This window comes from Lautropia dentalis (genome assembly GCF_003892345.1).
In the GTDB taxonomy this organism is placed as follows: Bacteria; Pseudomonadota; Gammaproteobacteria; order Burkholderiales; family Burkholderiaceae_E; genus Lautropia; species Lautropia dentalis.
Window position 1 is genome coordinate 712,121 of sequence record NZ_RRUE01000001.1, and the last position, 18,637, is coordinate 730,757.

The 18,637-nt window shown below is 69.0% G+C and carries 11 protein-coding genes and 1 tRNA gene; 9 read left to right on the top strand and 3 right to left on the bottom strand.

What is annotated here, in order from left to right; all coding sequences use genetic code 11:
• Positions 1 to 281: 281 nt before the first annotated feature.
• Both EHV23_RS02780 and EHV23_RS02785 read right to left on the bottom strand, forming a co-directional pair.
• On the bottom strand, positions 282 to 1,970 hold the full coding sequence (locus EHV23_RS02780; RefSeq protein WP_125094615.1) for a winged helix-turn-helix domain-containing protein: 1,689 nt from the start codon (positions 1,968 to 1,970) through the stop codon (positions 282 to 284).
• Between the two features lie 228 nt (positions 1,971 to 2,198).
• A complete protein-coding gene (locus EHV23_RS02785) occupies positions 2,199 to 2,777 on the bottom strand; it encodes a hypothetical protein (RefSeq protein ID WP_125094616.1) in 579 nt (192 codons plus the stop codon).
• Between the two features lie 244 nt (positions 2,778 to 3,021).
• Here EHV23_RS02785 and EHV23_RS02790 point away from each other — a divergent pair, with 244 nt between their 5' ends.
• From EHV23_RS02790 to torA, 3 genes are all read left to right on the top strand, one after another.
• Positions 3,022 to 4,674 (top strand): c-type cytochrome, encoded by a 1,653-nt coding sequence (locus EHV23_RS02790; RefSeq protein WP_125094617.1) that lies wholly within the window; start codon positions 3,022 to 3,024, stop codon positions 4,672 to 4,674.
• The gene (locus tag EHV23_RS02795; protein WP_125094618.1) at positions 4,671 to 5,372 is read left to right on the top strand and encodes a TorD/DmsD family molecular chaperone; all 702 of its coding nucleotides are present in this window, start codon (positions 4,671 to 4,673) and stop codon (positions 5,370 to 5,372) included. Before EHV23_RS02790 ends, EHV23_RS02795 begins: the two co-directional genes overlap by 4 nt.
• Positions 5,373 to 5,496: 124 nt before the next feature.
• A complete protein-coding gene (torA, locus tag EHV23_RS02800; RefSeq protein WP_125095478.1) occupies positions 5,497 to 8,067 on the top strand; it encodes a trimethylamine-N-oxide reductase TorA in 2,571 nt (856 codons plus the stop codon).
• A 148-nt stretch (positions 8,068 to 8,215) separates the two neighbouring features.
• Here the strand turns inward: torA and EHV23_RS02805 are convergent, their stop codons facing one another.
• The gene (locus EHV23_RS02805; RefSeq protein WP_125094619.1) at positions 8,216 to 8,854 is read right to left on the bottom strand and encodes an NUDIX hydrolase; all 639 of its coding nucleotides are present in this window, start codon (positions 8,852 to 8,854) and stop codon (positions 8,216 to 8,218) included.
• A gap of 114 nt (positions 8,855 to 8,968) precedes the next feature.
• Between EHV23_RS02805 and EHV23_RS02810 the strand changes: the two genes are divergently transcribed.
• The 6 genes from EHV23_RS02810 to EHV23_RS02835 all read left to right on the top strand — a co-directional run bounded on the left by EHV23_RS02810 (position 8,969) and on the right by EHV23_RS02835 (position 18,633).
• Positions 8,969 to 9,045 (top strand) — tRNA-Met (locus EHV23_RS02810).
• A gap of 573 nt (positions 9,046 to 9,618) precedes the next feature.
• Positions 9,619 to 10,956: a mechanosensitive ion channel family protein gene (locus tag EHV23_RS02815; RefSeq protein WP_125094620.1), complete on the top strand. Its 1,338-nt coding sequence runs from the start codon at positions 9,619 to 9,621 to the stop codon at positions 10,954 to 10,956.
• Between the two features lie 496 nt (positions 10,957 to 11,452).
• On the top strand, positions 11,453 to 12,379 hold the full coding sequence (locus EHV23_RS15150) for a lipid A deacylase LpxR family protein (RefSeq protein WP_158615807.1): 927 nt from the start codon (positions 11,453 to 11,455) through the stop codon (positions 12,377 to 12,379).
• Between the two features lie 609 nt (positions 12,380 to 12,988).
• Positions 12,989 to 13,957, top strand: coding sequence for an SMC-Scp complex subunit ScpB (gene scpB / locus EHV23_RS15845; protein ID WP_238990247.1), 969 nt, complete (start codon positions 12,989 to 12,991; stop codon positions 13,955 to 13,957).
• A gap of 12 nt (positions 13,958 to 13,969) precedes the next feature.
• Positions 13,970 to 17,377 carry a pseudouridine synthase gene (locus tag EHV23_RS02830; protein ID WP_125094622.1) on the top strand — a complete coding sequence of 1,136 codons (3,408 nt, stop codon included), beginning with the start codon at positions 13,970 to 13,972 and terminating at the stop codon, positions 17,375 to 17,377.
• A 611-nt stretch (positions 17,378 to 17,988) separates the two neighbouring features.
• Positions 17,989 to 18,633, top strand: coding sequence for a ribosome maturation factor RimP (locus EHV23_RS02835; protein ID WP_158615808.1), 645 nt, complete (start codon positions 17,989 to 17,991; stop codon positions 18,631 to 18,633).
• Positions 18,634 to 18,637 lie beyond the last annotated feature (4 nt).

The following is an 18,637-nucleotide window of genomic DNA, read 5'->3' on the forward strand; positions in this document are numbered from 1 at the left end:
AAACGTACGCCAAAGAAATGTACGCCAAAGTCGCACTTTTGTCGGGCCGTTACTTTTGTTGCGGATGCTGGTTATGCACGGAATCCCCTGTACGGGTGGACACGGCGTTCTGGGTCATGGTGCCCTTCTGGCGACCGTGCGGCGTCCCCTGTGCGGGTGGATACGGCCAGGGTGCTGCCGGCGTTGCCCTGCCAGCCAGGGTGGCCAGCCCTGCCTGCGCAGTGCGTCCTGTCAGCACCCGGTCGGGGCCGGCGCGAGGATGGATGAAACCGTGATACGCGTCAGTCATCGGCCTCGGTGAGGGTGTAGCCCAGGCCGTGGACGGTGATGATGCGGACCTCGCTGTCGCGCAGGCGGCGGCGCAGGCGCGAGACGAGCACGTCGACGGTGCGGTCGCCATAGACCCAGTCCCGTCCGCAGATGGCCTCGCTGATGCGGGTGCGGCTGCAGGGCTGGCCGAAATGGTCCAGCAGGCAGACCAGCAGGCGGGTTTCGGCGGGCGACAGGGTTTCGGTGCGGTCCTTGATGTGCAGCCGGCGCGAGGCGGCATCCAGGCGCAGGCTGCGCGGGATGGCTGGTGGGGCGACGGCTGGCTGTGCCGGCGGGGATGTTGCCGGCACGGGAGAGGCTGCAGGCAGGGGCACTGCCTGCAGGGAAGGGGCCGCAAGGGACGAGGCAGGCAGGGGGGACGAGGGCTGGGCCGATGGGGGCAGGGATGTTGCCGGCAGGGAGGAGGCAGGGAAGGACGCTGCCGGCGGCTGGCTAGTGCCGTGACGGTCGGGTGTGTCGTTGCTGCCGGGGGTGTCGAGGGCCTCGATGGCCCGGGCCAGGGCGTCGGTGCGGGCGGGTTTCCCGATCAGGGCGGCGAACAGGGCGGCGTCATCGGGGCGCTGGCGGATGCGCTCGATGTTGGCACTGAGCAGCAGGACCGGTTTGTGGTCGAAACGGGGATCCTGGCGCAGCTGGCGGATAAAGGCCACGCCGCTGCCGTCGGGCAGGTCCAGGTCGATGATGAAGAAGTCGTAGGCATCGGGGTCGGCCGCGCAGAGGGCGCTGGCCTGTTCGAGGCTGACGACGTGGTCGGTGGATGACACCAGCCGTTCCAGCATGGCCACGGTGCCCAGCGCGCCGATGGGGTCGTCGTCGATCAGCAGGCAGCTGCGGTCGAGGCGCCGGGTGGCGTCGGACTGCTCCGTGGGCGCATCGTGCGGGGCAGGCTGCACGAGGGGCAGCGTCAGGACCAGGCGGGTGCCGTCTTCCTGCTCGCCGGGCCGCAGGGTGCCCTGCAGGGCGGTGGTCATGCGCTGGGCAATGGCCAGGCCCAGACCGATGCCATGGCCGCTGTCCAGGCAGGGACGCAGGGTGGCGGGGGGATGTGCGAGCTGCCGGCGCACGGCGGTGGGCAGGCCCGGACCGTGATCGCTGACGGTGAAGACGAGCTGGCCATCGTGCACGCGCACGTCGAGCAGCACACCCCGGCCGTCGTCGTGGCGCAGGGCGTTCTGGATGAGGTTGCCGAGAATCTGCTGCACCATCGACCAGTCGAGGGTCACCTCGTCGGGCAGGGCGGACTCGACCTGCAGCCGCAGCGGCACGCCGCGCTGCCGGGCCAGGATGTCCTTGGTGCGAACCAGCCCGGCGAGGGCCTTGCGCAGGCCGGTGGGCTCGGGGCGGGGCTGGGGGGCCTGGTGCTCGAAGCGCGAGAAGCCCAGCACGTTCTCGAGGGTGGCGTCGAGGGCGCCGGCCGACAGGCTGAGCAGGTCCAGCAGCCGTTCCACGTCACGTACGCTGGCATCGCGCAGCAGTTCGGCCGCGCCCAGCACGCTGTGCAGCGGGCCGCGGATCTCGTGGCTCATGGTGGCCAGGAACAGCGACATGGTGCGTTCGGCGGCGCGTGCCCGTTCGACGGCCCGGGTGTGTTCGGTCACGTCGTGCATCAGCACGATCCGGCAGCGGTCCAGCTTCTGCACGCTGTCCTCGACGAGACGCAGCCGGATGTCGAAGCAGCGGCGCCCCTCGTGGGTGTCGAGCCAGATGGCCGTGAGTTCGGTGCTGCCAGTGTCGAGAATCTCGGCCAGCAGGGCCTGAAGCTGCGGGCGGTGGTGCTGCAGGGCCAGCCGGTAGCGCAGGGCGCCGGGTTCGGACAGCCCCAGGAAGGTCTGCAGGGCGGCGCTGTTGGCATCGAGCAGCTCACCCTGTTAGGTGGTGATGAAGACGGGGCCGCGCAGCCCTTCGAGCACGCCGAAATACTGGTCCCGTTCGCGGGTCAGGCGGCGGATGCTGTCGGCCAGGGCGGCCTCGTGCGGCTGGGGTGAGGCCCAGGGGGCCAGCATGGCCTGATCGGCCTCGTCGAAGAAGTCGTGCAGCCGGGCCAGCAGGGCGTCGGGATGGGGCAGTGTCCCGGTGGGCTGGCCATCCGGCTGCCACAGCAGCTGGCGGAAGTGGGCGTCATAGGCGCGGCGACAGAGCCGGAACAGGCCGTGATGCAGCTCCAGGGGCACGCCGGCGTCATGGTGGCGGCTGGCAATGTGGCGCAGGCGTTCGAAGCGCGGGTCGTGCCGGTAATCGTTGCGGCCATCCAGCTGGCGTGGCCGGGGATCGGTCAGGTACTGCAGCAGGCAGTCGCTGAGCCGTTCGGCCGCTTCGTTCCAGGCGGCGCGCATGGAACTGGTCTGGTCGGTGAAGCCATGGGCCAGGGCCAGTTCCAGAATGCGCTGGACGAGCGCATCGTTTTCGGTGTCCAGGATGTCCTTCAGGGGATGGACGGGCCAGTGCATCGTGTCGGGCGGTGGAGGAGACAGGCCGGAAATTCGACCAGAACCGACCGGCCGCGACAAGGAACCCTCTGTAAAAGTCTGCGAGCACTTCAAGTCTGTCAGCACTTCGGGCCTCACGCGGGATGAGCCGGAAGGCCCCCTGTTTACACAGCCTTCACAACCCTGCAGCCTTTGTGGGCATGTCAATACCTATAGTGATGGCGTGGGCAGCGTTCGTGCCCGTTCATCGAAGGAGGCAGGTGCGATGGCACGCGTCAGGGGTGCAACGGTATGGAAGGTGGGCAGCAGTCTGCTGGTGCTGGGTGGCCTGGGTTTTCTGGTGCTGACCTCGCCCTGGACCTGGTCGATGCTGCATGGTTCGCAGGAACTGCCCCCGCTGGAAGGGGCGGATGTGGCCAACGGCCGGCGGGTGTTCGTGGCATCGGACTGTGCCACCTGTCATGCCACGCCGGGCCAGCCGAAGGATACGGTGCTGGGCGGTGGCCGGGCGCTGGACACGGCGTTCGGGATCTTTCACATGCCCAACATCTCGCCGGACAAACAGGCCGGCATTGGCAACTGGACGCTGGCACAGTTCGACCGGGCGCTGCGCCAGGGGGTGGGGCCCGGTGGTTTCTGGCCGGATGGGCAGGTGCTCTATCCGTCCTTTCCATATACCTCCTACCAGAAGCTCAAGGGCAGCGATGTGCGCGACCTGTATGCGTACATGATGACGCTGCCACCGGTGGCGCAGGCAGCGCCCGATCATGAACTGAAGTTTCCGTTCAGCCTGCGTCGGGGTGTGGGGCTGTGGCGGCTGGCCTTTCTGGATGGCAGGCCCTGGCAGCCCGGGCCGGTGCCCGCCGGGGTGAAGGCCGACGACTACCACCGGGGCGAGTATCTGGTGGAGGCGGCCGGCCACTGTGCGGAATGCCATTCGACGCGGACCTTCATGGGCAATGTGAAGGCCGGCCTGCGCTATGCCGGCGGCCCCACGCCGGAGGGCAATGGCTGGTTTCCGAACGTCACGCCGGACGAGACGGGCATTGGTTACTGGTCGGTGCCGTCGATTGCCAGCTATCTGCAGACGGGCGTGAACCCGATCGGGCGGGTGGCCGATGGCGACATGGCCGAGGTGATCAGAAACACGGCGCAGCTGCCGGCGGCCGATGTGGAGGCGATGGCACTGTATCTGAAACATGTGCCGGCGGTGACACAGCCGGCGCCCGGCATGCCGATGCCCAACCATGGCAGCGAGCTGGTGATGCTGCCCTCGGTGGTGCAGCATGCGTCGCGGCTGCCGGTTTCGGGCCCGGACAGCATCCGGGCCGGTGAGGCTGCCACCGTGGTCAGAACCACCAATGCCTGGCTGCAGGCCGGGGGCGTGCAGAAGGGCGCCGAGGCCCAGGCCAAGCTGCTGGGCGGTGCGGCCGTGCAGGTGAAGGCGCGCGACGGCGACCGGGTGCAGCTGGTGCTGCAGGGCTGGCAGATTGCCGACACGCCCAGCGTGGTCTATCAGGCGCGTGGCCAGCGGGTGATGGTGGGGGTGCTGACGCCCGAGGCGGTGGCGGCGGTGAAACACGGCGAGGCCGAGACCGACGCCGATACCGGCCAGCGCTGGCTGCCGGCCGAGCTGACGGTGTGGGCAGAGGCGACCGGACTGAACACCGACCGGCCTGCCGTGTGGGCCTACAGCCAGGATGTGTTCCAGAAGGCGTGTTCGGCCTGTCACGTGCTGCCGCAGAAGGGGCACTTCACGGCTAACCAGTGGATCGGCACGCTGAAATCGATGCGGCGCTTCACGACGATGGACGATGACCAGTACCGGCTGATCCTGGCCTACCTGCAGAACCATTCGAAGGACCTGAAGGATCCGCACACCCAGGGTGGTGCAGCGGCGGCAGGAGGGCATCCATGAACACGATGACGGTGACGCTGGCCGATGTGGCGGAATGGCTGTCGGCCCAGTTTTTGGCACCGCCCGATGCGGCGATGGTGGAGGCGGCCCGCTCGGTGCGCGGCCAGCTGCTGCTGGCGCAGATGGGCGCGCTGCTCGACCGCCCGGACGAGATGGGCCGGCTGCGCAGCCTGCTGTCGGCCGATGCGGTGCCGGTCGTGGTGCAGGGATTGCAGCGTAGCCACGTGGCGCTGTTCGAGGGGATTTTCCGCAATCGCAGCGTGGCGCCCTATGCCAGCGTCTGGGATGGCACCGGCCGGCTGTTCGGTCCGGCCGTGGAGCGGATGCAGCGGCTGCTGCACGATCTGGACATCCGGCTGGATGAGGGGTTTCACGAGCCGCCCGATCACCTGGGGGTGCAGCTGCTGGCGCTGGCCGAGGCGCTGCGGCAGCCGCAGGCCGCACGGGTGGCGCGGGTGCTGGACGAGCTGGCCTGGACCGAACGCTTTGCCGCCGCGCTGGGCCGGCTGGATGGTGATGGTTACTTCGGTGTGGCGGCCAGGCTGCTGCCCCCGCTGCTGGAACGGGCTGGACAGGCTGTGCAACAGGCGGCCCTGGCGCAGCAGGATGCGCAACGGGCGATCGTGTGTACGCCCGGGCAGGTGCAGCAGGATGCGTCAGCGCTTCCTGCCTGTGACATGCAGGCGCAGGTGGCATGAGGACGGACGGCAGCGGGCACACGGTGGCCCGGCGGCCAGGACAGACGACAGGACAGGAGAACAGGTCATGAACGCTCAACACGATACGGTGCGGCAGATGCCTCGACACGATGCGTCACCGCAGATGTCTGCCACGCAGCCGGATACCTCGCTGTCGCGCCACGGCTTCGTGCGTGGCCAGGTGGCGGCGGCGCTGGGTATTGCCGGTGCGCCGGTGCTGGTGCGGGGTGCTGCACCTGCGGCAGGGGACGGTGGCCCGGGGGAAAAGACGGCACAGGGGGGCGGGGCGGCTTCCCGGGCGTCTGGCAGTACCGTGGCTGCCGGGGCGGACAAGGCGGGAGACGTGCCTGGCGGTATCCTGTCGGGCTGTCACTGGGGGGCCTTCTACGGCATCGTCAAGGATGGCCGTGCGGTGGAATTCCGGCCGTGGCCGAAGGATCCGGCGCCGTCGCCGCAGCTGCCCGGGGTGCTGGACTCGCTGTATTCACCCTCGCGCATCCGCTATCCGATGGTGCGGCGCGCCTGGCTGGAGAAGGGCCCGGGGGCCGATCCGGCGGGCCGGGGGACCGGGGATTTCGTGCGGGTGAGCTGGGAGAAGGCCATCCAGCTGGTGGCCGACGAGCTGACCCGCGTGCGCGAGAAGTATGGCCAGACGGCGGTGTTTGCCGGTTCCTATGGCTGGAAGAGCCCGGGGCGGCTGCACAACTGCCAGACGCTGCTGCGGCGGATGCTGAACCTGACCGGCAGCTATACCAACAGTACCGGCGACTATTCGACGGGGGCGGCACAGGTGATCCTGCCCTATGTGTCGGGGTCGCTGGAGGTGTACGAGCAGTGCACCACCTGGAACAACCTGGCCGAACACTGCGAGCTGATGGTGTTCTGGGGCTGCAATCCGCTCAATACTTCGCAGATTTCCCGGCAGGTGGCCGACCATGGTGCCTGGCCGGGCGTGGAGGCCATGAAGAAGGCCGGCACGAAGGTGATCTGCATCGACCCGATCCGCACCGAAACCTGCCAGGCCCTGAACGGCGAATGGATTGCGCCACGTCCGCAGACCGATGTGGCGCTGATGCTGGGCATTGCCTGGGTGCTGGTGGACGAGAAGCTGTACGACCGGAAATTCCTCGAAAAGTACACGGTGGGCTTCGACCGCTTCCTGCCCTACCTGCTGGGCAAGAGCGATGGCCAGCCCAAGACGCCGGCCTGGGCCGAGGGCATCAGCGGGGTACCGGCCGACACCATCCGCTCGCTGGCCCGCCGCTTTGCGAAACACCGCACCATGCTGGCGCTGGGCTATTCCACGCAGCGCCAGCACCACGGCGAGCAGTCGCACTGGATGCTGATCACGCTGGCGGCGATGCTGGGCCAGATCGGCCTGCCGGGGGGCGGCTATGGCCTGAGCTATCACTATGCCTCGGGCGGGGCGCCCACGGCGAACACGCCGATCCTGAAGGCCATCGACGATGCGTCCGGGCAGGGGGGCGAGGGGGCGGCCTGGCTGGCCCAGAGCGGGGCGGTGTCCATTCCGGTGTCGCGACTGGTGGAAACGCTGCTGAACCCGGGCAAGGTGATGTCGTTCAATGGTCACGAGATCAAGCTGCCGCTGATCAAGCTGGCCTACTGGGTGGGCGGCAATCCGTTTGCACACCAGCAGGACCGCAACCAGATGGTGCAGGCGTGGCGCCGGCTCGATACCTTCATCGTGCATGATTTCCAGTGGACGGCCACGGCCCGCCATGCCGACATCGTGCTGCCGGCCACCACGTCCTACGAGCGCAACGACATCGAGCAGATGGGCGATTATGCGCAGAGCCACATCGTGGCGATGAAGAAGATCGTCGAGCCGCTGTTCGAGGCACGCAACGACTTCGACATCTTTGCGGACATTGCACGGCGACTGGGCAAGGGCGATCCGTTCACCCGCCGTCTGACCGAGATGGAGTGGATCCGCAACCTCTACGAGGCGGCCAAGATCGAATCACGCGCCAAGGGCATGGAGATGCCGGTGTTCGACGCGTTCTGGGCCAGCAACCGGCCCCTGTCCTTCCCGATTCCGCCGACGTCGAAGGAATTCGTGCGCCATGCCGATTTTCGGGCCGATCCGCTGCTGAACGCGCTGGGCACGGCCTCCGGCAAGTTCGAGCTGTATTCGCGCACCATCGAGAAGTACGGCTACGACGACTGCCCGCCGCATGCCACCTGGCTGGAGCCCATCGAGCGCGTGGGCGGGCCGGACACGAAGTATCCGCTGCACATCGTGTCGAACCACCCGCAGATGCGGCTGCATTCGCAGCTGTGCGGTACGGTCAACCGCAGGACCTACGAGGTGGCCGGCCGTGAACCCTGCTGGATGAATCCGAAGGATGCGGCGGCCCGTGGCCTGAAGGATGGCGAGGTGGTGCGGGTGTTCAACCAGCGCGGGCAGATCCTGGCCGGACTGAAGATTACCGACGAGATCATGCCCGGGGCCATCCGCATCAACGAGGGCGGCTGGTACGACCCGGTGAATCCGCGCCAGGACGGTACGCTGTGCGCCTGGGGCGACGTGAACGTGCTGACCACCGGGGTGGCCACGTCGAAGCTGGGGCAGGGCAATTGCGGCCAGACCGGGGTGGCGGAAGTGGAGCGCTTCCGGGGCTCGCTGCCGCCGGTGACGGTGTTCGAACAGCCGGAAGCACACCGGAAGGGGTGAAACGGCCGGGGCACCGGACAGGGGCTCCGGGGGAGTGACATCATCTCCCGGATCATGGATGACTGGGGACAGCAATCACCGGGTCTGGCTGGCCAAAGCCCCGGTTGTCCAGGACACGAACATGGTAACGGGGCCTGTCGTGTGCCTTTCAGCCCGGCCTTGCCGCAGAGGCGGCCGGCTGCCCGCCCTCATCGGCCAGATCGCCCGCATAGTGGGTGGCAGGCGCCGGTGAGGGACCAGTGGTGCGTGTGGCCGGGGGGGTGATCCGGCCGGTATGCATGATGAAGCGTCCGGCCCGGCGGTCGGCCAGGAACCAGCGCAGCGTGGCTTCGACGGTGCTGAAGGCGATCTGGTCCCAGGGAATGTCGGCCTCGGCAAAGAGGCGGGCATCCAGGCTTTCCTCGCCGGGGGCCAGCTCGGGGGTGGCCAGCTGCGCGCGGTAGAACACATGCACCTGTTCGGCGTGCGGCACGTCGATGACGGCAAACAGCTCGGCGTTGCCGTCGGTGCGTGCACCGGCCTCCTCGCCGGTTTCGCGCAGGGCGCCCTCGGCGATGGTCTCGCCGGTTTCCATGAAGCCGGCCGGCAGGGTCCATTTGCCATGGCGGGGCTCGATGGCACGCCGGCAGAGCAGGATGCGGTCTTCCCAGACACAGACCGCCCCGGTGACGATGCGCGGGTTGACGTAGTGAACGGTGTGGCAGCGCGTGCAGACCTGCCTCGGCCGGTTGTCACCGTCGGGGATCCGGGTCTCGGTGGGGCTGCCGCAGTTTGTGCAGTATTTCATGACTGGAAATTTTGCGCCCGGGGGCGCCGGCGGGCAAGTCGGCGCTGTGGGGGTGTGGGGCCTTTTTTTGGGTGGGGGGTTGCATTCACCGTGGCGTTTGTGCATAATTCTTTTCGCGGGGTGGAGCAGTCTGGCAGCTCGTCGGGCTCATAACCCGAAGGTCGGAGGTTCAAATCCTCCCCCCGCAACCATCGACATTCCACGCCCCTGAGCTATCAAGACACTCAGGGGCTTTTTTTCGTCCATGGCTTTTGGCCCTGTTGCCGCTGCCCTGCTGCTGGCATTGCCCCGCTGGTGGCCCCGGCCTGCCGTTCCTGCGGAGGGGCGGTCCGGGTCATGAAGGAGGCAGCCGGGAGCGCGGAAACGGGGGGCCGTGAGTCTTTCGGCACATCGGCACATCGGGGCGGCGTGTCATGACGTCCCGGGGCGGGATGTGGTGCAGCAACCGGGATGGATGGGGCATCGTGCAACCGGGGCGTGGGTGTCGTGAGGCTGCGACAGCGGCCTGCCTCCGGTCGGGGATGCCCCTGTGGTGTTCCGGGGCCATTTGATGCGCCTGGCGGGCTGATGGCACCATCGCCCCTTTGGAAACCTCCGTATCGGCGGAGGCGCTCCTGGTCCCGCCGGGAAGGCGTCACGCAGGCGCCATCGCCGTTTGCCGGGGCGAACGGCGTGAGGGAACGGTGCCGGCGCAGGGCCAGACGGCCGCACGGCATGGCTTCCGGTGCCGTCCCAGTGCCTTCCGGTGCAAGTGCAGACCCCCCATGGACATCCTGCAGACTCAACTGAACGAACTCCTGGGCCAGTACATCTGGCTGGAAGGGCTGCTTGGCCTGGCGGTGCTGGGGCTGGTGACCCTGCTGGTCAAGGTGCTGTCCGGCTATGTGACACGCAAGGTGATCGCCTTCATTCACCGGCGCTTCACCGACAACACGCGTCATGGCCTGCTGATGGACACCAATCTGCTGGCCCGCACGGCGCAGATGCTGCCGGTGCTGGTGTTCCAGTCTGGGATCGGGCTGGTGCCGGGGCTGCATCCCACGCTGGCCATGCTGGCCTACAAGGGGGCGACCATCGTGTCGATCTTCCGCGGGGTGCGGGTGGTCGATGCGCTGCTCTCGGCCTATCTGACGACGCGACAGCGCCAGGGCAAGCCGGGCCGCTCGCTGAAAAGCTCGGTGCAGCTGCTGAAGATCCTGATGTACGTGCTGGGGCTGGTGTGGATGATCGCCGCCCTGACCGACCAGCAGCCGCTGATCCTGCTCTCCGGTCTGGGTGCGGCCTCGGCGGTGATCCTGCTGCTCTTCAAGGACACGCTGCTCAGCTTCATTGCCGGCCTGCAGCTGACCTCGTCGGACACGCTGCGGGTGGGCGACTGGATCGAGATGCCGCAGGTGGGGGCCGATGGGGATGTGATCGACATTGCGCTGCACACGGTGAAGGTGCAGAACTTCGACAAGACGATCACGATGATCCCGACCTGGCGGCTGATGGCGGAGAGTTTCCGCAATTTCCGCGGGATGCACGATGCCGGCGGACGGCGCATCAAGCGCACGCTGCGGCTGGACATGACGACGGTGCGCTTCATGGAGGCCAGCGAGCTGAAGAAGCTGGCCGAGATCGAGCTGCTGGAAGATTATCTGAACCGCAAGATGGACGAGCTGACGGTGCGCAACGAGGAGCGGCGCGAGCGTCTGGGGCCGAAGCGGTGCGAACAGTTGGCAAATCAGCGACGCCTGACCAATATTGGTACGTTCCGGGCCTATGTGCTTGCATACTTGCGGGCTCATCCGGGTGTCCATCAGAACATGTCGCTGATGGTGCGCCTGATGGAGCCGACGCCGGAGGGGGTGCCGCTGGAGCTGTACTGCTTCACCAACACCACCACCTGGGCGGTGTACGAGGGCATCCAGTCCGACATCTTCGACCACCTCATCGCCATCATGCCGGTGTTTGGTCTGCGGCTCTATCAGCAACCCAGTGGCAGGGACATGCGTGCCGGCCTCGGTACAGTGCGATACGCTGGAGCGGGCAGGCGGGAACAGGGGAGTGATGGTGTCCAGTCGATGGAACAGGCAGGCGGACGGGAACAGCCGGTGTGAGACAGGGCGGACGGGGCGGCCGAAACGGCTGCCCGTTCTGGTGGGGCTGGGGCTCCTCGTTCTGGCGGGCGTGCCCCTGCTGGCGCCGGTGAGCGTGCAGGCCGCCGGTTTCTGGCACGATCCGGATCTGGCCGAACCGGGGACGGACCCGTTTGGAGATCCATTTTCCGGTGAAGCAGCGCCCGGCGATGAGGGCGATGACGTACCCCCGGGCGGCCTGCGTGGTGGATGGACCGGTGAAGGCCCGGGGACGTACGGTGGTGGCCTTGGCACCGCGCGGCAGCGGCCTGCGGCACATCACGGTGGTGCATCGCATGTTGGGGACGACCGGCGCCCGGGCGGAACGGGACATCACGATGATGCCGGGGCACCACCGTCGCGCACGCGGCCCTGGCGCGGGGCGCCGCCGCTCTTCTGGCAGCCCGGACCGCGGGCAGACGGGGCACGGGTGCCGGCGCCTGAAGGACGCAGCTGGGGATGCCGGCCTGCGGCCGCCATGCAGACCCGCCTGAAGATCGACAATGACCTGGCCACGGGCAAGGACAAGGATTATGGCTACAGCAGCGGCGTGATGCTGGAGGTGGCCGCGCGCACCTCGGCCCACGATGGCTGGGGGCAGGATGGCGAGCCGGGGCTGCTGTGTCCGCTGTGGCGCTGGCTGGGGGGCGGGCGCGTGCCGTCCGAGTACGTGAGTTTCCGCCTGGACCAGGCCATCTACACGCCCGAGAACAGCCGGGCCACCTGGCTGATTCCATCCGACCGGCCCTATGCGGCCACGCTGATGGCCAGTCTGGCCGGGGTGCGGCTGCAGGAAGGTCAGTGGGTGCGCAACGAGCTGCGGCTGGGCTGGGTGGGACCGTCGGTGCGGGGCGAGAAACTGCAGAATGCCGTGCACCGGGTGATCGATGCGCCGCGCTTCCGGGGCTGGGCCCACCAGCTGCACGACGAACCGCTGCTGGAATGGGCCCAGTACCGGGTACGGCGCTGGCAGCCGGCCAGCGGGCGCACCGATGTGCTGGGGCACTGGGGCATGCGGCTGGGCAACCTGCAGAGCAGTGCCTTTGGCGGGCTGGAATGGCGCTTCGGCAATCACCTGCAGGATGATGGCGGCTCGGCACCGCTGCGTCCGGGCTCGAACGAACCGGGCGAGGTGAGCTGGCATCGCAGCGACACGACGCAGTGGAACCTGTTCGTGCAGGGCGGCGTGCGTGCCGTGGCCTGGGATCTGACGCTGGATGGCAACGCCTGGCACGACAGCCACCACGTGAAGCGCAAGCCGGTGGTAGCCGATGCGGGGGCGGGCTTCACCGTGCGGCAGGGACGCTGGGGCGTGCAGTTCATGTGGGTGGTGCGCTCGCGCGAGTTTCGTGGCCAGCGGCATGTGCCGTCGTTCGGATCGCTGCAGATCGGCTACAGTTTTTGAGCCAGGTCGGTGCATGGATACTGCCTGTTCATGCGGCCGGATGCACAGTTGGGGTAGAATGCTGCAATTCAATCGGCCATGAACCGCCATCGGGCTGTCGATGGGTCTGACATGGCGGCAGGGTGTCATGCGGGGGTATATCGGTTCTTCCCGGCGCTGCTGCCGCGCTCCGGCGGTTCCTGTACGGGCCAGATGGTCCGTTTTCCCTTCGGGAAGTCTGGTTTGGTGCACCCCCGTGGGTGCTTCCCCGGTGGCCCCTGTACTGATTCCGTTTCCGCACCCCGGTGGTCTGCAGCCGGTCGCCTGGCTGCTTCCGTGTGCCGTGTGTGGCTGGTGCGTGCTGTGTGCCGCGCGGGGTTCTGACCAGGGTTGGGGGCTGCTTCTCCTGTGCGGTCGGTTCTGCCTGTGCGCCGTTCGGCGCGGGCGGGTTTGTGTTCCGTCGTGTCGTCCTGCCGTGGCCGTTCGTGGTCACGGGGCCGTGTGCCATCTGCGTGCCGGCGTTGCCCTGTCTGGCAAGGCGGTCAGCCTTGCCTGTGCACGGCATCCTGTCGGCACACGGCCGGGGCCAGCGCGGGGACGAATGAGTTCATACCACGATCTATCAGGTAGATGAATACCGCTGAGGTCAAACGAGTCATCGAGGGGGCACTGCTGTGCGCCACCAAGCCGCTGTCGGTGTCCGACCTGCGCCAGCTGTTTGCCGGGGATGCCGAGATCGGCGCTGACACGGTGCGCGATCTGCTGGACGGGCTGCGCACGGACTGGCAGGGGCGTTCGCTGAATCTGGTGGCGCTGGCCACGGGCTGGCGTTTCCAGAGTGCGCCCGACATTGCGCGCTTCGTGACGCGGCTCAATCCCGAGAAGCCGCCGCGCTATTCGCGGGCCGTGCTGGAGACGCTGGCGATCATCGCCTACCGGCAGCCGGTGACCCGGGGCGACATCGAAGAGATTCGTGGGGTGACGGTGTCATCCCACATCATCAAAACACTGGAAGACCGGGGCTGGATCGACCAGATCGGGGTGAAGGAAGTGCCCGGGCGGCCTGCGCTGTTCGGCACCACCCGCCAGTTTCTGGACGATCTGAACCTGAAGGCGCTGAGCGAACTGCCGGCGCTGGACGACGAGGCGCTGCCCGCCGACGTGCTGCAGGCCCTGGCGCTGCAGACCGGTGCCGATGTGCCGGCCATGGCGGCCGGTGTGGGGGTGGCGGATGGGGCTGGTACGCCGGCCGTGGAAGGCGCCCTGGATGGTGCGGGTGCACCGGAGGGAGAGGCCGCTTCGAACGGAGCGGATGCGCCGGCCATGGAAGGCACTTCGGATGACGCCGGTGCTCCGGATGATGCTGGTGTGCCGGAAGTGGAAAGTGCTCCGGATGGTGCCGGCGCGCCAGCTGTGGAGGCTGCTTCGGATGGAGCCAGCGCCCCGGAGGCGGAAGCCGCTTCCGGTGGAGATGCTGCACCGGCTGGTGAAGCCGTGCCGGAAAAGGGCGCTGACGGTGAGGATGCGGTTGCGGCAGGTGCACCGGCCGATGCCCACGACATACAACCTGCGGCAACGTCCGCAGACAACACGCTGTGATGTGACCATCGCATGAATAACGACCAGAACGAACAGGATTTGACGCCGGCCGCCGCTGCTGCGGGACAAGAAGGCGTCGCCAGCCCCGCGGGTTCGGGGACCGATGAGACACCACCGGCCAGGCGCCGCCGCACGCCAACCCGCCGCAGCCGTGCGGTGGCTGCCGATGCGACCACAGAGGCGGCAGCCGGGACTCCTGCCACGGAAGAGGCACCGGCCGCGCCGCGTCGCCGGGTATCCCGTTCCCGCGGGCAGGCCCCCGTGGCGACGGTGGATACCGATGCCGCGGAGGTGACCTCCGGTCAGGCGGCGGAAGGGGAGGCACCGGCCGGCATTGCCGCAGGCACGGCTGCGCCGGATACGGCTGCCGGCAGCGGGGAAGCCGTGGCCGAAACGCCGGCCAAACCGGCCCGTCGCACGACGCGGACCCGTCGCCGGGCGGCCGATGCGGCGCCTGCTGCAGCCAGTGAACCGGCTGAGGCCGCCGGGACGCAGGCGGCGGACGGTGGCACGGCCCCGGCCGCGGTTCAGGAGGGGGTCGGCACGGAGGCTGATGCCGGCGTGCAGGTCGATGCCGGTACGCCGGCCGATGCCGTTGCAGAGGCTGCAGGGGCTGCCGGCCCGGAGGGCGCCGCCACGCCGGAAGCGGCCGACGGTGCTGCGCCGGCCCGCAAACCGCGCAGGACGGCCGCTGCCGGTACCCGTACGCGGCGTACTGCGGCGCGCAAGGCGGCGTCCGGGCCGGAGGCTGGCGCCGAAGCGGCCCCGGCAGCTGCCGTGGACCGGGATCCGGCCGTGACCCCGCTGGCAGAAACCGACGTGCTGGCGCAGGTTGCGGGCGGCGCTGCTGCGACGGATGCGATGGATGTGACGCAGGCAGCGGACGGAGCGGATGCAGCGCAGGCAGCGGACGCGACGGATGCAGCGAAAGCGACGGCGACAACGGACGCGGCACATGCGACACATCCGGCCCATGAGGCGGGCAAGGATGATGCGCCCCGGCATGGCATCGTTGCGGGTGTGGCCGATGATGCACCCGGTCGCGAAACCGGACGGATGGGCGGGGCTGCGGCCGGCGGCTGGCCGGGCGAACAGATCGCACTGGATCTGGACGGTGGTGATGCGTCCGCCGGCGCCGGCGACCGGGACGACTACGACGACGAAGACGAGGACGATCCCTTCAATCGCATCGATCCCCTGGAGGCACGGGATGACGACTGGGACGACGAGGATGAGGATGACGACGACGGTCCGGCCGACGCGGACCCCGTGCCGTTCTTCGCCCGGCAGGCGCCCATCGGCCTGAAGGGCGGACATCGTGCGCCGCCGCCGGGGGCCGAGAAACTGCACAAGATTCTGGCGGATGCGGGCATCGGCTCGCGCCGCGACATGGAAGATCTGATCATTGCCGGCCGGGTGTCGGTCAATGGCCTGCCGGCCCATGTCGGCCAGCGGGTGGGGCCGGAGGACGTGATCCGCGTCAACGGCAAGCCGCTGGCACGCAAGCGGGCCGCTGCGGCCTCGCAGCAGCCGCAGGTGCTGCTCTATCACAAGCCCACAGGCGAGCTGGTCACGCGTGACGATCCGGGGTCGCGGCCGAAGGTGTTCGACCGTCTGCCGCGGCTGCGCGGCGCGCGCTGGATTGCCGTGGGCCGGCTGGACCTCAACAGTGAGGGGCTGCTGATCTTCACCACGTCCGGGGATCTGGCCAACCGGCTGATGCACCCGCGTTATGGCTGGGAACGCGAATATGCGGTCCGGGTGCTGGGCCGGGTGGACGATGCCATCCGTGCGCAGCTGCTGTCCGGCGTGATGCTGGAAGACGGGCCGGCCACGCTGCAGTCCATCGAGGACATCGGTGGTGACGACGATGGGGCCAACCACTGGTACCGGGTGGTGATCCTGGAAGGTCGCAACCGCGAGGTGCGCCGGCTGTTCGATGCGGTCGGGCTGACCGTGTCGCGGCTGGTGCGGATCCGCTTCGGCCCGATTGCGCTGCCGCCGCGACTCAGGCGCGGCAGGCTGCAGGCACTGGCCGATGCCGAGGTGCGGCAGCTGCAGCAGCAGATCCGCAAGCATACGGCCGAGGTGGTTCGCGAAGGGGCCGCCGCAGGCGGACCGGCGGGCACTGCCACTCGTCCGGCACGTGGCCAGGGCACTGCGACCGGCCGGGGCCGGGGGCGCCGGAACGAAGCCGACCGCCGCAGCGCGGGCCAGACGCCCGTGCAGGGCGAGGCCGGCCAGCGGCGTCCGGCGGGACAGGGCGCTGCGCCGGGGCGTGCCGGTGGCCGCTGGGACCGTACCCAGGGACAACAGGGTGCGCAGCCGGGTGCGCCGGGCCGTCCGGGCCGTGGCCGGCGCGGTCAGGCCCAGGGCAGCCAGGCCCAGGCTGCGGGGGCCGGGGCACCGGGGTTCGATGCCGGTCTGGGCATGATGCAGACCGGTGCAGGTGCCTATCGCCAGGAGGGCGGGCAGTCTGCGGGGGGGGCGCCGGTGGGCAGCCGTCATCCGGCACGGCGCCGCCTGCTGCGCGGGCGCAACCGTACCCAGGGGCAGGAAGCCGCCGTGCAGGATCCGGCCCGCGAGGCCGGGCCACGACAGGGGGCCGGCACCGCGCTGCGTGCGGGCGATGGGACCTCCACATCCGGTCAGCATGCCGGCCAGCCCGGACAGGAGCGGCGTACCCGGGGTGGGCGCCGCAATCGCCCGGCCGGGGACGGCCAGACCGCTGCCCAGGGGCAGGCGGTGCAGCAGGGCCGCGGCCGGCGCGGTGGTCGCCGGCAGGCAGACGCCATGGCGGGGGCCGATGAGGGCACCGGACGCCAGAACCGGGGCAAGCGCACGCCGGCCAAACGTCAGCGTACGCGGCAGCAGGGAGGCGCGCATGCCGAGGCGCCCAGCCTGGTGTCGGTGAAGACGCTGGAGGCCACGGCCGAGAAGAAGACGCTGACGGTGAGCGAGCGCCGGGGCTGGACCGAAACCCGCTATCTGCCGCAGGCGGTGTCCTACAGTGGTGATACCGACTGGTCGAAGATCGCTCGTGAGACGGTGCTGCCCGACCGCAGTCGCCCGCGCCGGGTGAAGGAACGCAATGGCAATGTGGCGCCGCGCGTGCGTGCCCGCCCGGCCCAGACGGCGCGGCGGGTGAACTACGACGATGACAACTGGCAGCCCACGTCCGACTCCGCCCACCTCGAGGGCATCACCCGTTCGATGAAGCGGGACGAGCGCCAGCAGCGCTGGGGCGGCACCCCGGGCTTTGCGGCCCGGCTGGGCCAGCCGTTCGACCCCAACGCCGGCAGCGGCTGGGGTGGACAGCGCCAGCCCGACCAGCGCCAGCCGCGTGGCAAGCGCGGTGGTGGTGCCGGTCTGGGCGGCGGTGCAGCCCGGCCGCGCCGCAAGAACTTCAAGGCGCGCTGAGGGCCGTTGCCGGCGTTACTCCGCCTGGCGGCGCACGGCCGTGGCCATCCCCGCCCGGTACCGCTCATGTATTGAGTTCTCACCGTTCGTCGGCTATAATCGGCCGTCTTTGGAGCTTTCTGCCGTGGTGTGGGGCTCCTGCCGGGCATTCAGGTGCCCGGGCATCCTGGCCGGGCAGGCAGCTGCCCGGTTACCTTGGGTATCGTGGCCGCTGGCCGGGTATCGGGGCAGGGTGTCTTCACGGGCCGCCAGTGGCCCGTGAGGTGCAGTACGAAGAGCTGGCGGCGCGGTGGCTTCGCGGCGTTCGGGCTGCACATGGTATGGAATGGGCTGGCCAGCCCATTTTTTTTTACCCGCGTGGCGGGGCCTCCCGCCTGGCGGAAAGGCCAGCCGGCAGCGGCCGGGTGGCGGGCGTTACCCGTCTGGCCGCTTTGCGCCGCTTCGGGCATTTTCGCTGGCTGGTCGACCAACCGGCTGGTGGGCGTCCTGCCGGCCGGCGCACGGGGTGCATCCGGCGAGGGCGTCGGGGTACGGGTCACGGCAGTCAGCAGTACAGGGCGTGCGCTGCACGCAGACAGGGCAACAAGGTGGTTGGAAACGTTCCGGCAACAGTGAGCAGTATCGAGACCATGGTCGATCCGGTGGTGACGGCCATGGGCTATGAAGTGGTGGATGTGGAGTTTGCCGCAGGCGGCCTGCTGCGCATCACCATCGAGCATGCAGACCACGTCTCTCCCATCACGCTGGACGACTGCGAGCGGGTGAGCGACCAGCTCTCGCACCAGTTCCTGGTGGAAGACGTCGATTACGACCGGCTGGAGATCTCCTCGCCGGGTCTGGACCGGCGGCTGCGCCGTCCGGAGGATTTCGCCCGTTTTGCCGGCGAGGAGGTCAAGCTCTGGCTGCGCCTGCCGCAGGATGGGCGCCGTACCTTCGAGGGCGTGCTGCTGCCGGCCACGGACGCGCTGGCCCGTGCCACCCAGCTGCTGGGGCCCGATGCGCCGCCGCCCGTCGTGGTGCAGGCCGCTGGTGCGGTACCCGCGGCCACCGACTGGATGCTGCTGTGGCGCGAGAAACTTGTGGTTGCCACCCGTCCGGGGCGCAACCGGGGGGTACCGGGGCGCAGGCCGCCGAAGGCGCGCCCGGAGCCGGCCGATCCGGTCGAGGCAGTATTGCAGGCAGCCGATGGACATTGGCTGCGGTTTGGATTTGAGCAGGTCGATCGGGCCCGGTTGGTTCCGAAGCCGGTTTTCTGAGGAG